Source organism: Pseudomonas sp. GW821-FHT02H09 (assembly GCF_059421425.1).
Window position 1 is genome coordinate 56122 of the sequence record NZ_JBWKVA010000006.1, and the last position, 13901, is coordinate 70022.

A 13901-nucleotide genomic window follows, 5' to 3' on the forward strand; every position below is an offset into this window, starting at 1 on the left:
CTGCCACCTGCAGCCTTGCATGAAATACCTGCCAACAACCGCTCCCCATTGAAACCACCGCTCACCTGCCCCATCTATCTTCCATACCCAATTGTGCAGGTGCCCCCATGAGCGACCAGCAAGAATTCCCGGAAAACCCGAGCGACTACGCCGATCCAGAAAACGCCGAACACCACGCCACGGGCACCGGTCTGGCCCTCCCCGGGCAGAATCTGCCGGACAAGGTCTACATCATCCCGATCCATAATCGGCCGTTCTTCCCCGCGCAAGTGTTGCCGGTGATCGTCAACGAAGAGCCCTGGGCCGAAACCCTGGACCTGGTCAGCAAATCCGATCATCACTCCCTGGCCCTGTTCTACATGGACACCCCCCAGGAAGATCCTCGGCATTTCGACACCTCGAGCCTGCCGCTCTACGGCACCCTGGTGAAGGTCCATCACGCCAGCCGCGAGGGCGGCAAACTGCAATTCGTCGCCCAAGGCCTGACTCGCGTGCGCATTCGCACCTGGCTCAAACACCATCGCCCACCGTATCTGGTGGAAGTCGAATACCCGCACCAACCGAGCGATCCGACCGACGAGGTCAAGGCTTACGGCATGGCGCTGATCAACGCGATCAAGGAACTGCTGCCGCTCAACCCGCTGTACAGCGAAGAGTTGAAGAACTACCTCAACCGCTTTAGCCCCAACGATCCGTCACCGTTGACCGACTTCGCCGCGGCACTGACCTCGGCCACCGGCAACGAGCTGCAAGAAGTGCTCGACTGCGTGCCGATGCTCAAGCGCATGGAAAAAGTCTTGCCGATGCTGCGCAAGGAAGTCGAAGTCGCGCGGTTGCAGAAAGAAATCTCTGCCGAAGTGAACCGCAAGATCGGCGAGCACCAACGTGAGTTTTTCCTCAAGGAACAGCTCAAGGTCATCCAGCAGGAGCTAGGTCTTACGAAGGACGACCGCAGCGCCGATATTGAACAATTCGAGCAGCGGCTGGTGGGCAAAGTCCTGCCGCCTCAAGCGCAAAAGCGTGTCGAAGAGGAAATGAGCAAGCTGTCGATCCTCGAAACCGGCTCGCCGGAATACGCAGTGACCCGCAACTATCTGGAGTGGGCAACCGCAGTGCCGTGGGGCGTGTATGGCGAGGACAAACTCGACCTCAAATACGCACGCAAAGTGCTCGATCAACACCACGCCGGGCTCGGCGACATCAAGACCCGGATCCTCGAATTCCTCGCGGTGGGCGCCTACAAAGGCGAGATCAGCGGTTCCATCGTGCTGCTGGTGGGGCCGCCGGGTGTGGGCAAGACCAGCGTCGGCAAATCCATCGCCGAATCCCTCGGGCGGCCGTTCTATCGCTTCAGTGTCGGCGGCATGCGCGATGAGGCGGAGATCAAAGGCCACCGCCGGACCTACATCGGCGCCCTGCCGGGCAAGCTGGTGCAGGCACTTAAAGAAGTCGAAGTGATGAACCCGGTGATCATGCTCGACGAGATCGACAAGATGGGCCAGAGCTACCAGGGCGACCCGGCCTCGGCACTGCTGGAAACCCTCGATCCGGAACAGAACGTAGAGTTTCTCGACCACTACCTGGACCTGCGTCTGGACCTGTCGAAAGTACTGTTCGTCTGCACGGCCAACACCCTGGATTCGATTCCCGGCCCGCTGCTTGACCGCATGGAAGTGATCCGCCTGTCGGGCTATATCACCGAAGAAAAGATCGCCATCGCCAAGCGCCACCTGTGGCCAAAACAGCTGGAAAAGGCCGGTGTATCCAAAGGCAGTCTGTCCATCAGCGACGGCGCCCTGCGCGCGGTGATCGACGGTTATGCACGCGAGGCCGGGGTGCGACAGTTGGAAAAGCAACTGGGCAAACTGGTGCGCAAATCGGTGATGAAGCTGATCGACGATCCGAATGCGCTGATCAAGATCGGCAACAAGGACCTGGAAGCCTCCCTCGGCATGCCGGTGTTTCGCAATGAGCAAGTGCTCAGTGGCACCGGGGTGATCACCGGGCTGGCGTGGACCAGCATGGGCGGCGCGACCCTGCCGATTGAAGCAACGCGGATTCACACGCTTAATCGCGGCTTCAAACTCACCGGGCAACTGGGTGACGTGATGAAGGAGTCAGCCGAGATCGCCTATAGCTACATCAGCTCCCACCTCAAGCAGTTCGGCGGTGATGCGAAGTTCTTCGACGAAGCCTTTGTCCATCTGCATGTACCCGAAGGTGCCACACCGAAAGACGGCCCAAGCGCCGGGGTAACCATGGCCAGCGCACTGCTGTCACTGGCACGCAACCAGCCACCGAAAAAAGGTGTGGCCATGACCGGCGAACTGACCCTGACCGGCCATGTACTGCCGATCGGCGGCGTGCGCGAGAAAGTCATCGCCGCACGACGACAGAAGATCCACGAACTGATCCTGCCGGAGCCCAACCGCGGAAACTTCGAAGAGCTGCCGGAATATCTGAAGGAAGGGATTACCGTGCACTTTGCCAAGCGCTTTGCGGATGTGGCGAAGGTGTTGTTCTGATAGAGCTGCGGTGCCTAGGCTGACGCTATCGCGAGCAAGCTCGCTCCTACATGGATTGCATTAACCCTGTAGGAGCGAGCTTGCTCGCGATGACGTCATAACTGCCGATGATGAACCGTCGCCCGTCCCGCTCGTCACACTTTGTCTTATCTTCGGTTATGCTCGCCGTTCGTCGTGTATGACCGGAGTTTTCTGACCCATGTCCCCCACCCGCCTGCTGCTCCCCCTCAGCCTCGCCCTGCTCGCCGCCTGCGCCAGTCAACCCAGGCAGAATGTCAGTGTGGATAAACAGAGCGAGTGCCCTGTGCAGTTGAAGACCGGGCAGAACCTGATCCTGACCCTGCCGAGCAATCCGACCACTGGCTATCGCTGGGCGATTCAGGACTCGGCTGGGGGCGTGCTGCGCAGCCTCAGCCCCGAGGTCTATAGCAACCCGCAAGACACAGGGCTGGTAGGCAGCGGCGGGCAGTCGACCTGGCGTTTTCAGAGCTTCGCGGCCGGTAACGGACGCTTGCGTCTGACTTATTCACAGCCATGGGCGCCGGAGGTGCCGGCGGTGGAAACCTTCGACTGCCCGATTTTGGTTAACTGATCATGGGCTGGCTGATTCTTGCACTGATGGGCACGGTGACATTCATCTACGGGCTGAGCGTTCATGCCGAACTGCTGTGCCTGGTGGTCAAGCCGTTGCCGGTGCTGGCGTTGCTCGGCTGGTTGCACGATGCACCACCGCGCGACTATCGACGCTGGATCAGCCTGGGCCTGCTGTTTTCCCTACTCGGCGATGTGCTGCTGGCATGGCCGGCAGACTTGTTTGTATTCGGCCTCGCAGCATTTTTGATCGCGCACCTGGTCTATCTGAAAGCGTATTTGAGTGACTGCCGTCGGCTGGCGCTGTTGCCGCTGTTACTGGCTTTCGGTGTCGGGGCGCTGTTGCTGGGAGTCCTGATATCCCATGGCCTTGGCCCGTTGCTGATTCCGGTGATTGTTTACGGCCTGGCCATCAGCGCCATGCTCTGGAGGGCGCTGGCACGCTTGGGCAGCACGGCGCCCAAGCGTTCGGCTTTGCTCGCGGCCGGCGGTGCCGTGGCGTTTGTGTTCTCCGACAGTGTGATTGGCATCAGCCGCTTTGTGGTGGCCTTCGAGGCCGCGCCGTACCTGATCATCCTCAGTTACTGGCTGGGGCAATGGGGGATTGCGGCGTCGGCGTTTGCGCAGCCTCGCCACGAGCAGGTTTAGATAGATCGTTCCCACGCTCCCGCGTGGGAATGCAGCCCGTGACGCTGCGCGTCACAAGAGCGGACGCGGAGCGTCCAGTGAGGCATTCCCACGCAGAGCGTGGGAACGATCAGCGTGGGGACGTGGGAACGATCATTGTGTGAACCCCGCGCTTTATCAGACAGAACGCGCATCCCCTCGTTAACCCGGCTAAAATGCCGGCCTTTTCCACCTACACCGCTGGAACCGCCGTGAGCAAAGAATCCGATCGCCTTTTCGCCCAGCCCCTGCCTCAGGTGCCGGACTTCGCCTTCAATGAGGACGTGGTGCGGGTGTTCCCGGACATGATCAAGCGTTCTGTGCCGGGTTATCCGACCATTGTCGAGAACCTGGGCGTGCTGGCAGCACAGTTCGCCCAGCCCAACAGCATACTGTACGACCTGGGTTCCTCCCTCGGTGCAGTGACCCAAGCCTTGCGCCGTCACGTGCGCACCGACGGTTGCCGGGTGATCGCAGTGGATAACTCGGCGGCGATGGTCGAGCGCTGCCGCGAATACCTGAACGGGCAGGACTCGATGTTCCAGGAGCTGCTGCCGGTAGAAGTGATCGAGGGCGATATCCTCGCGCTGCAGTTCCAACCGGCCTCGGTGGTGGCGCTGAACTTCACTCTGCAATTCATTGCCCCTGAACAGCGCCTGGCGCTGCTGAGCCGTATTCGCCAGTCCTTGTTGCCGGGCGGCGCGCTGATTCTCTCGGAGAAGCTGCGCTTCGTTGACGCCCAGGAGCATGCGCTGCTCACCGACCTGCATATCGCCTTCAAACGCGCCAACGGCTACAGCGAACTGGAAATTGCCCAGAAACGCAGTGCCATTGAAAACGTAATGAAACCCGACAGCCTCGAAGAACACCGCGAACGCCTGCTGGCGGCCGGGTTCTCGAAAGTCGTGCCGTGGTTCCAGTGTCTTAACTTTGCCTCGTTGATTGCCTTGCCATGATTGATCTGTCTCCCCTCGCCCGCCGTCTGGCCGGCACCCCGTTGGCCGAATGGGCCAACGGCCTGCAAGCGCAACTGGACACCAAAATGCAAAAGGGTCACGGCGACCTGGAGCGCTGGCAAAGTGCGCTGGATGCCCTGCCGAAGATTATGCCGAGCCAGGTCGACTTGCGGGACGGCTTGACCCTCGACACCGACTGCGACGACGAAACCCGCGCGCAGATGCGCACCGCGCTGATGGGCCTGTGCCCGTGGCGCAAGGGGCCGTTCGACCTGTTCGGTGTACACGTCGACACAGAATGGCGCTCTGACTGGAAATGGTCACGGGTCGCCCCGCATCTGGACCTCAAGGGCAAACGGGTGCTGGATGTCGGCTGCGGCAACGGCTACTACATGTGGCGCATGCTCGGCGCCGGCGCCGACAGCGTGATCGGCGTCGATCCGAACTGGCTGTTCTTCTGTCAGTTTCAAGCGGTACAGCGTTATCTGTCAGAACCGTCGGCGTGGCATCTGCCGTTTCCCTTTGAAGACCTGCCAGCGAATCTGGAAGGCTTCGACATGGTGTTTTCCATGGGGGTGTTCTACCACCGGCGCTCGCCGATCGAGCATTTGCTGGCGCTCAAGGATTGCCTGGTAAAAGGTGGTGAGCTGGTGCTGGAGACCTTGGTGGTGGAAGGCGATGTTCATCAAGTGCTGGTACCGGAAGACCGCTACGCGCAGATGCGCAATGTCTGGTTCCTGCCGTCGGTGCCGGCACTGATGCTATGGCTGCGCCGCGCCGGGTTCAGCGATGTGCGCTGCGTGGATGTCAGTGTGACCAGTGTCGAGGAACAACGCGGGACTGAGTGGATGAAGTACCAGTCGCTGAGTGACTTCCTTGATCCCGATGATCACAGCAAAACCATTGAAGGTCTTCCAGCGCCGATGCGTGCGGTGATTGTGGCCCGCAAATAGGAATTATGGAGATCTAATGTGGGAAGGGCCGGGCGACGTTCGCTTGCTCGCGATAGCATCACTGCGGTCGTTCAGATACACCGCGGTGCCTGCATCGCGAGCAAGCCCGCTCCCACACTCGATCCTCGCTGTTTTAAAGAGTGCATTCCTGAGTTAGTCCGCCGGTTTCGCCCTGCGCGCCTTGAAAAACTCGCTCAGGACCGTGCCGCATTCTTCGGCCAGGACCCCACCTTCGAACAACACCCGATGGTTGAGAAAGTCCTGGCTGAAGAACTGCCCCTGGCTTTGCACAATCCCCGCCTTGGGCTCCAGCGCCCCATACACCACCCGCGCAATCCGCGAATGCACGATCAAACCGGCGCACATGCTGCACGGCTCCAGCGTCACGTACAGCGTGCTGCCCGGCAGACGGTAATTGCTCGCAGCCTGCGCTGCAGCACGGATCGCGACCATCTCGGCGTGTGCGCTGGGGTCGCTGCCGCTGATCGGGCAATTGAAGCCGCGACCGATGATTTCACCATCCTGCACCAGCACCGCGCCCACTGGCACTTCACCCAGCGCGGCGCCTTCGGCGGCCAGGGCCAGGGCTTCGCGCATGAAGTCCTGATCACGGCTGCGATCAATGATTTTCGGTTGACGCATCTGGCGCATCAGGAGACCTCGATGGCGGCCATCAGACCGGTTTCCATATGGTCGATCACATGGCAGTGGAACATCCACACACCCGGATTATCCGCCACCAGCGCGACACGGGCGCGCTCGTTTTTACCCAGCAGGTAGGTGTCAGTGAAGTACGGAATGATCGTCTTGCGGTTCGAGGAAATGACCTTGAAGCTCATGCCGTGCAAATGGACCGGGTGCTGATACTGAGTCATGTTTTTCAATTCGAAAATGTAGCTTTTGCCCTTCTTGAGCGTGGCAATCGGGCGGTCGGCGCAGGTCCTGTCGGTGATGTCCCAGGCCTTGCCGTTGATCTGCCACAGACTCGGCGGTTTGCCATTGTCCACGTTCACCGAGACTGAGCCAACCCACTCGAAGTTGAAGTTGAGTTTCTCGGCGTTGGCAATGTCCGGCTCGGAGATCGGATTGGCCGGCAGCGCCGGTGGCCATTGGGTCGGGGCATCAGTGTTGGCCACCGAACGGAAAGTGCCGATACGTACCGGCCCGTTGCGCAGGGAGAGCTCTTCGCCGGCTGGCGGTGCCTTGATCGCCAGGCAGATACGCATGCCAGGTCCCAGCCAGTATTCCTTGCCCAGTGGTCGAGGCTCGATGGGGTTGCCGTCCAGCGCGTAGATCTGCGCTTCGACGCCGGGAATGTTGATCCGATAGGTCAGGGTGTTGTCGAGGTTGAGCAAACGCACCCGCGTGACCTGCCCGGCCGGGAGGTCGACCACCGCCTGCGATACGCCGTTGATGGTCGCCAGCCGGCCGGCCGTCCCGCCACGTGCAGCTTCGCGGGGAACGCTGAAGGCAACGAACGCGCCCTCTTCGTCGACGTGCCAGCTCTTCAGGCTCAGGGTCCGCTCGTACTTGAAACCGGTGGGTTGACGCTCTTCGACGATCAACGGCCCGACCAGCCCGCGGCCCAGCTCCTTGCTGCTGTTCACGTGCGGGTGATACCAGAAGCTGCCGGCGTCCGGCGCACGGAATTTGTAATCGAAATATTCGCCGGGCAAGACCGGCAATTGCGAGACGTAGGGTACGCCGTCCATCTCCAGCGGCAGGCGAATACCATGCCAATGAATGGTGGTGGCGACCGGCAAATGGTTGATGAAGCGCACCCGCAGCCACTCGCCCTGGCGCACTCGCAACTCGGTACCCGGCGCCGAGGGGCCAAAGGCCCAGGCTTCGGTTTTGTGCCCGGCAACCAGTTCGACGTCCAGGGGGGCGGCGATCAGCTCGTAGTCGTGGCCTGCATCGGCGTCAGCCATCTTCCCCAGCCAATAGCGCGACGCGCCACCAGCCCCGACGCCAACCACTACAAGACCGGCCAGACCACCGAGTATCTGTCGACGGGAAAAGGACATGAATTCAACTACCTCACGTATCAGCAGCGGGCCTGAGCCCGCAAAAAGGCGAATACGATACACCTGCAGATGAGAAACAGTAAGGGTGGCGTGGTGACTGGCCGCAGGGGCCCCGTAGCAGCTGCCGAGCCCGCGAGGCTGCGTTCGGCTGCGCAGCAGCTGCCGAGCCCGCGAGGCTGCGTTCGGCTGCGCAGCAGTCGCAATCCGGCACATGCGGCGTATATGAAAGATCGCAGTGGATGGTCTTGCGACCGCTTCGCGCTCGAACGCAGCCTCGCGGGCTCGGCAGCTGCTACAGGAGCTTGGTCAATTCGACTGCGGGTTTAGCCCGATCAAATGCACCACCCCACCCGCCAACACCATCACCGCCGGGACACCGGCCGCACGCAAGGCCACCGGGTCCATTTGCGTGTCATCGTGCAGCTCCACCCGCACCCGCGTCAGAGCAATTCGTTGCCGGGATTTGAGGTTATTGGCACCACCCAATGCGGCCACGACTTCTGGCTCCAACGATGAAGAGCTTTGCGGATCAATAACAACCTTGGGCTGATCCACCACCAGATCCGGTGTCAGGGCTTTCCAGAACGCCCGCTGCATTTTCTCGAACATATTCAGTTCTCCAGAACCAATGAGGTGACGACTGCCGTCTGTTGATGCCCGTGCAAGGCTTCACGCACCTGCTCGGCGCTTTCCAGGTTCAAGACCCGTTGAGCAATGGCCTGGCATTCCCTCAGGTCCACTTCGCGGATTGTCGCTTTGATCGCCGGAATCAACGGCACACTGACCGACAGTTCATCCACCCCCAGCCCCAGTAATAGCGGCACCGCCAGGGTCTCGGAGGCCAGTGCGCCGCACACCCCGACCCACTTGCCGTGGGCGTGAGCGGCTTTCACGGTGTTGGCGATCAGGCGCAGCACTGCCGGATGGAGACTGTCGGCCTGGCTGGCCAGCCGCGGATGATCACGGTCCATGGCCAGGGTGTATTGGGTCAGGTCATTGGTGCCGATGGAGAAGAAGTCCACTTCGGGAGCGAACAGATCGGCCATCAACGCCGCGGCTGGAACTTCGATCATGATGCCGAGCTTGGGCAATGCCTTGAGCCCCAGTGTCAGCGCTTCCTCTTCGAGCATCTGCCGGGCCTGGCGCAGCTCGGACAGCTGGGTGACCATCGGCAGCATGATGTGCAAACGGGCCAGTCCGGCGCAGGTCAGGATCGCTCTGAACTGCTCACGCAACAGCTCGGGGCGCTCCAGGCACAGGCGAATCCCGCGCATGCCCAGGAACGGATTGGCCTCACTCTCCATCGGCACGTAGGCCAGCGGTTTGTCGCCGCCAACGTCCAGGGTGCGCACCACCAGATTGCGCTCCGTCCCCAACGCGCGGGCGATGGCACTGTAGGTGACCGCTTGTTCATCATGGCTTGGTGCACTGTTACGCTCCAGATAGAGAAACTCCGAACGCAGCAGACCGACACCCTCACCGCCCAGCGTCACCGCCTGCTCAACCTCTGGCAGCGAAGCGACGTTGGCCGTCACCTCGAAGTGATGACCGTCACGGGTACAGGCTGCCAGTGAAGCCTGTTCGAGTTCGCGCTGACGCCGTAGCTGTTGCTGCTGACGTTTGGTCTGTAACTGTTCGATAGCCGACAGATCCGGGTCCAGGTGTAGCTCGCCCTTGTCGGCATCGAGCAAGACTTGAGTGCCGCTGGCAAGCTGCAGCACTTGCGCCGGTAACCCGCACAAGGCCGGCAGGCCAAAGGCCCGGGCGAGAATCGCCACATGACTGGTGGCGCCGCCACCCACGGTGACAAAGCCCAGCACCTTGCCGGTATCAAGGCCTGCGGTCTGCGAAGGCGTCAGTTGTTCGGCGATCAGGATCGCCTGCTCCGGCAAGACCCAGGCGTTGTCCTGCACACCGAGAATCAGTTTGAGCACCCGCTGGCCAACGTCCGCCAGGTCCAGAGCGCGCTCGGCCAGTAATGGACTGCCCAGGCTTTTGAACAGCTGCGAAGTCGTCTCGGTCGAACTGCGCCAGGCGAACGCGGCGCTTTTCCCTTCAGCGATCAAGGCGTGGGCCTGCTCCAGCAAGCCTGGGTCTTCCAGCAATTCCTGATGCGCCTTGAAAATCTCCGCTTGCGCACTGCCTGTCGCGTTGTCGCGCAAGCGTTGCAATGCTTGCGCAGACTGGAGCAATGCACGCTCCAGATGCCTGCGCTCTTCGGCTTGATCCGAGCCTGCCTCAACCACTTCAAGGGTCTGCTCCGCCACTTGGACGACCTGCCCGAACGCCGAGCCCGGCGAGGCACAGACGCCACGCAACAGCTTCGCCGAAGACGCTTCAACCAGCGCAACCGGCTCACTCATCGCCACCGCAACGATCGTTTCACCACAACCCGCCGCCAGCAACTCGGCCAGGGTCTTGATCGCCAGCTCGGCATCCTCACCCGCCGCACTGACCTGCAAGGTATCGCCCTGCGCAGTCTGCAACGCCATGATCGCAACCAGGGATTTGGCGTTGGCACTGGCCTGTTGTTTATGCAGACAAATGCTCGCCGAAAACCCCTTCGCCGCCTGGGCAAATACCGCCGCAGGACGTGCATGCAAACCGTTCAGGTTGGGCAGGGTCAGCGGTTTGGAGAACAGCGCTTCGCCCTCTTGCGCCACCACAGCATCCGAGGCCTGATCGCCCGGACTCAGACGCAACAACGGCTGACCGCTCTCGACCAAACCCGTGTCCGACGTCAGTGCCGTAAAGGGCTCAGCGCTGACCACCAGCATCAAGGTCAGCAGGCTGCGGGCATGCAAGCCAACGTAGTCGGCGTCGAACACGATCAATGCCTGCCCGGCCTCAACCCGCTGGCCCTCTTCCACCAACCGTTTGAAACCCTTGCCGGCAAGGTTCACCGTGTCCAGACCAATGTGCATCAACACCTGCACACCGCTGTCGTCGGTGATGCTGACCGCATGGCCACTCTGTTGCACATTGCTGACCACCCCGGCCAGCGGCGCGCAGAGGGTTTGCGACGTCGGATCGATGCACAGACCGTCACCGATCAGACGGCTGGAAAACACCGGGTCCGGCACTTGATCGAGCGGCATCAGCACCCCGGACAAGGGCGCTAGCAGTTGCAAATGTTGGGTTGTGGCCATGACGTCACCTGCTGTTTTGTTCTTTTAAGTGCTGATGGAGCACGCGCCCCGACAGCATCGCTTATTTCCACCAGTACTCGACCTGCAAACCGACATTCGAGCCATGCAACGCCGTACCGAAAGCGCCGGTATCGGACAATGCCGAACCCGCCGCCAATTCGTTCGCCGCGCGTTTGGCTGCTTCGTTCCAGCTGGCATAGGTGTAATACAGGCGCACTTCCGGGCGCGCCCAGAAATCCGGGCCCTTGGGCGACCAGGTCGGGGCGAAGGTGAACTTGCTCAATTTACGCGTGCCGCCGGGGGCCTCGACCTGATCGTGACCGAGTTCGGTGACCAGTTTGAACTGTTCAGTGATGGCATAGGCCGGACGAATGCCGAGGGAAATCCAGTTCTGATCGTTGCCGTCCGGGCGAATGTCTTTCTGATAGACCGCTTCGACCTGGCCACCGAAGCGCGGTGTCACTTGCCAGTCGAAGAATTCCACCACACGGTAGCTCTTGTTGCTGTCGTCGAGGCCGACATTGCCGGTATAGCCCAACCCGGTGCCAGGACCTTCGCCGTACTGGAATGCCAGTTTGTTCTTGCCGCCCAAAAAGTCTTTCTGCACATGCTGGGTGGTAATCGCCCAGCCACTGTGAGCGTCGCGACTGCCCGGTTTGTCGATGTAGCTCAGGCCGAACTCCAGCTCACCACCGGGGTTGGTCTTGAACCCGGCGACGTTGAAGTCGTGCCGGCTGATGTAGTCCTTCTGGAACAGGTTGTCCTTGCGCGAGAAGGCGTAGCTGTACTTCAGATCGCCGATCAGTACGTCCTCGACCCCACCGCCCGTGGCGCTCTGGTTCCAGTAGTAGAAGTCGGAAATATGGATGTCATTACGCTTGTAGTAACGCCGACCGGCCCACAACGAACCGCCGTTCAGGCTGGGCATCTTCGACCACTGGGCGTACATCTGCGGCATGCGCACCGAGCCGTTGTCGCCCTCGAACGTCAGGCTGCGATCGTATCGGTTAAACAGCGACGCCATGCCATCGACGCTGAGCACCGAACCGTCGTCAAGGGTGAACAGATCCTGGCGCAACTCCAGCTCTGCGTACTGCTCGCATTCGTTGCCGAGCCGGTATTTCGACTGCGCGCCGGGCAATTGAAAGCACGACTGCGAACTGCTGTTGACCGAGGTCCCCACGCCGCTGCGCAAGTAACCGGCGAACTCCAGGGCCTGGGCCGAGAACGGCAATGCCAGGCACACGCACGATGCTGCAAGGCTGCGATTTATGGTTGTTTTCATGAGCCACCCCATTATTTTTATTGTGTTTGCTCTGCAAAAGCGGCGCGCAACACTCCCCCGCTCGGCGCTCTGCGAGTTGTTTGAAACAGTGCTTGTCAGTGGTCGGTCAGGTGCAGGACGAACGACTCGTAAGGCCGCAAGAAGAGCTGTCGGCTGCGCGTTGGGCAGTCGCCATAGTTACTGATCACCAGGCGCTGCCCCATCCCGTCAGTGATCACCCCTTCCGGCAAATCAACTTCGCAGGCCGCGGCATAGAAGTTGTTCACCACCAGCAAGCGTTCACCGTCACCTTCGCGCAGGTAGGCCCAGACCTGGGTGTGGTCGGCCAGGAGCTGGCGATACACGCCGTCCTGAATCAGCGACTCGGTGCGGCGCAAAGCGATCAGTTGGCGGTAGTGATGCAGCACCGACGCCGGGTCGTCGAACTGCTGTTCGACGTTGATCAGCGCCGCATTTTCCGGCACGCCGATCCAGGGTTCGGCAGTGCTGAAACCGGCGTGGGCTTGAGCGTTCCATTGCATCGGCGTGCGGCTGTTGTCGCGGGACTTCTGCATGATCGCCGCCATGTTTTCAGCCTCGGATTCACCGGCCTCACGCTTGAGGCGATAGATGTTCAGCGTCTCGACATCGCGGTACTGGTCAATGTGATCAAAACCCGGATTGGTCATGCCCAGCTCTTCACCCTGGTACACAAAAGGCGTGCCCTGAAGGAAGTGCAGCGCGGTGCCGAGCATCTTCGCCGAGACCACTCGGTGTTCACCGTCATCACCAAAACGCGAGACCACCCGCGGTTGATCGTGGTTACACCAGAACAGTGCATTCCAGCCACCGCCGGCCTGCATGCCGGTCTGCCAATCGGAGAGGATGCGTTTGAGATCGAGGAAATCGAAATCGGCGCGTATCCATTTCTGCTGGTTCGGGTAATCGACTTTCAAATGGTGAAAGTTGAAGGTCATCGACAACTCGTTCGAGTCGGGACGCGAATAACGAATGCAGTGTTCGAGGCTGGTGGAGGACATCTCACCAACATTGATCAGGTCGCTACCTTCGAAGACTTCGCGGTGCATTTCCTGCAAATAGTCGTGGACGTTCGGGCCATCGGTATAGAAGCGTCGACCGTCACTGTTGTCCTCGGGAAAGTCCGCCGGTTTCGAGATCAGATTGATCACGTCCAGACGGAACCCGCCGACGCCCTTGTCACGCCAGAAGCGCATCATTTTGAACACTTCAGCACGCACCTGCGGGTTGTCCCAGTTCAGATCCGCCTGGGTGTGGTCGAACAGATGCAGATAGTACTGACCAGTTTGTGCCTCGTATTCCCAGGCCGAACCGCCGAACTTGGATTCCCAGTTGTTCGGCTGATCGCGCCAGATATAAAAGTCGCGGTACGGATTATCGAGACTGCTGCGGGCCTGCTGGAACCACGTGTGTTCGATGGAGGTGTGGTTGACCACGATATCGAGCATCAACTTGATACCGCGTTTGCCCGCCTCGGCAATCAACAGCTCACAGTCAGTCATGGTCCCGTAGCTCGGGTCGATGGCGTAGTAATCGCTGATGTCGTAACCGTTGTCGCGCTGTGGCGAACGCAGGAACGGCGTGATCCACAGGCAGTCGACGCCCAACCATTTCAGGTAATCGAGCTTGGCGACCACACCGAGCAAATCGCCCGTAGCGTTGCCTGCGTGGCTGTGAAAACTCTTCGGGTAGATCTGGTAGATCACCGAACGCTGCCAGTTCTGCATTGCG

11 protein-coding genes are annotated in these 13901 nt (G+C 60.6%); 5 read left to right on the forward strand and 6 right to left on the reverse strand.

The window, feature by feature from the left end; translation table 11 throughout:
• The first annotated feature begins 107 nt into the window (after positions 1 to 107).
• The 5 genes from lon to cmoB all read left to right on the forward strand — a co-directional run bounded on the left by lon (position 108) and on the right by cmoB (position 5691).
• Entirely contained in the window at positions 108 to 2525 is a 2418-nt protein-coding gene (gene lon / locus AC07VR_RS09570; protein ID WP_494991957.1) for an endopeptidase La, read from the forward strand.
• A 199-nt stretch (positions 2526 to 2724) separates the two neighbouring features.
• On the forward strand, positions 2725 to 3117 hold the full coding sequence (locus tag AC07VR_RS09575) for a protease inhibitor I42 family protein (RefSeq protein WP_495011115.1): 393 nt from the start codon (positions 2725 to 2727) through the stop codon (positions 3115 to 3117).
• A gap of 2 nt (positions 3118 to 3119) precedes the next feature.
• Positions 3120 to 3764, forward strand: a complete 645-nt coding sequence (locus tag AC07VR_RS09580) for a lysoplasmalogenase (protein WP_495011116.1) — start codon at positions 3120 to 3122, stop codon at positions 3762 to 3764.
• 194 nt (positions 3765 to 3958) lie between these two features.
• Positions 3959 to 4738, forward strand: a complete 780-nt coding sequence (gene cmoA, locus AC07VR_RS09585) for a carboxy-S-adenosyl-L-methionine synthase CmoA (RefSeq protein ID WP_495011117.1) — start codon at positions 3959 to 3961, stop codon at positions 4736 to 4738.
• Positions 4735 to 5691, forward strand: coding sequence for a tRNA 5-methoxyuridine(34)/uridine 5-oxyacetic acid(34) synthase CmoB (gene cmoB, locus AC07VR_RS09590; RefSeq protein ID WP_495011118.1), 957 nt, complete (start codon positions 4735 to 4737; stop codon positions 5689 to 5691). Before cmoA ends, cmoB begins: the two co-directional genes overlap by 4 nt.
• 153 nt (positions 5692 to 5844) lie before the next feature.
• Here cmoB and tadA read toward each other — a convergent pair whose 3' ends face one another.
• The 6 genes from tadA to treC all read right to left on the reverse strand — a co-directional run bounded on the left by tadA (position 5845) and on the right by treC (position 13897).
• On the reverse strand, positions 5845 to 6342 hold the full coding sequence (gene tadA, locus AC07VR_RS09595) for a tRNA adenosine(34) deaminase TadA (protein ID WP_495011119.1): 498 nt from the start codon (positions 6340 to 6342) through the stop codon (positions 5845 to 5847).
• Positions 6342 to 7718, reverse strand: a complete 1377-nt coding sequence (locus tag AC07VR_RS09600; protein ID WP_495011120.1) for a multicopper oxidase family protein — start codon at positions 7716 to 7718, stop codon at positions 6342 to 6344. Before AC07VR_RS09600 ends, tadA begins: the two co-directional genes overlap by 1 nt.
• Before the next feature lie 306 nt (positions 7719 to 8024).
• The gene (locus AC07VR_RS09605; RefSeq protein WP_495011121.1) at positions 8025 to 8327 is read right to left on the reverse strand and encodes a PTS sugar transporter subunit IIB; all 303 of its coding nucleotides are present in this window, start codon (positions 8325 to 8327) and stop codon (positions 8025 to 8027) included.
• Positions 8328 to 8329: 2 nt separating this feature from the next.
• Positions 8330 to 10867, reverse strand: a complete 2538-nt coding sequence (ptsP, locus tag AC07VR_RS09610) for a phosphoenolpyruvate--protein phosphotransferase (RefSeq protein WP_495011122.1) — start codon at positions 10865 to 10867, stop codon at positions 8330 to 8332.
• Positions 10868 to 10928: 61 nt separating this feature from the next.
• Positions 10929 to 12152 (reverse strand): maltoporin, encoded by a 1224-nt coding sequence (locus AC07VR_RS09615; RefSeq protein ID WP_495011123.1) that lies wholly within the window; start codon positions 12150 to 12152, stop codon positions 10929 to 10931.
• A gap of 95 nt (positions 12153 to 12247) precedes the next feature.
• Positions 12248 to 13897, reverse strand: coding sequence for an alpha,alpha-phosphotrehalase (treC, locus tag AC07VR_RS09620; RefSeq protein ID WP_495011124.1), 1650 nt, complete (start codon positions 13895 to 13897; stop codon positions 12248 to 12250).
• Between the last annotated feature and the right edge of the window lie 4 nt (positions 13898 to 13901).

Excerpts from the sequence above, each read along its gene's own strand:
- lon (WP_494991957.1), top strand. The coding sequence starts at position 108 with ATGAGCGACCAGCAAGAATTCCCGGAAAACCCGAGCGACTACGCCGAT.
- AC07VR_RS09575 (WP_495011115.1), top strand. The coding sequence starts at position 2,725 with ATGTCCCCCACCCGCCTGCTGCTCCCCCTCAGCCTCGCCCTGCTCGCC.
- AC07VR_RS09580 (WP_495011116.1), top strand. The coding sequence starts at position 3,120 with ATGGGCTGGCTGATTCTTGCACTGATGGGCACGGTGACATTCATCTAC.
- cmoA (WP_495011117.1), top strand. The coding sequence starts at position 3,959 with ATGCCGGCCTTTTCCACCTACACCGCTGGAACCGCCGTGAGCAAAGAA.
- cmoB (WP_495011118.1), top strand. The coding sequence starts at position 4,735 with ATGATTGATCTGTCTCCCCTCGCCCGCCGTCTGGCCGGCACCCCGTTG.
- tadA (WP_495011119.1), bottom strand. The coding sequence starts at position 6,342 with ATGCGCCAGATGCGTCAACCGAAAATCATTGATCGCAGCCGTGATCAG.
- AC07VR_RS09600 (WP_495011120.1), bottom strand. The coding sequence starts at position 7,718 with ATGTCCTTTTCCCGTCGACAGATACTCGGTGGTCTGGCCGGTCTTGTA.
- AC07VR_RS09605 (WP_495011121.1), bottom strand. The coding sequence starts at position 8,327 with ATGTTCGAGAAAATGCAGCGGGCGTTCTGGAAAGCCCTGACACCGGAT.
- ptsP (WP_495011122.1), bottom strand. The coding sequence starts at position 10,867 with ATGGCCACAACCCAACATTTGCAACTGCTAGCGCCCTTGTCCGGGGTG.
- AC07VR_RS09615 (WP_495011123.1), bottom strand. The coding sequence starts at position 12,152 with ATGAAAACAACCATAAATCGCAGCCTTGCAGCATCGTGCGTGTGCCTG.
- treC (WP_495011124.1), bottom strand. The coding sequence starts at position 13,897 with ATGCAGAACTGGCAGCGTTCGGTGATCTACCAGATCTACCCGAAGAGT.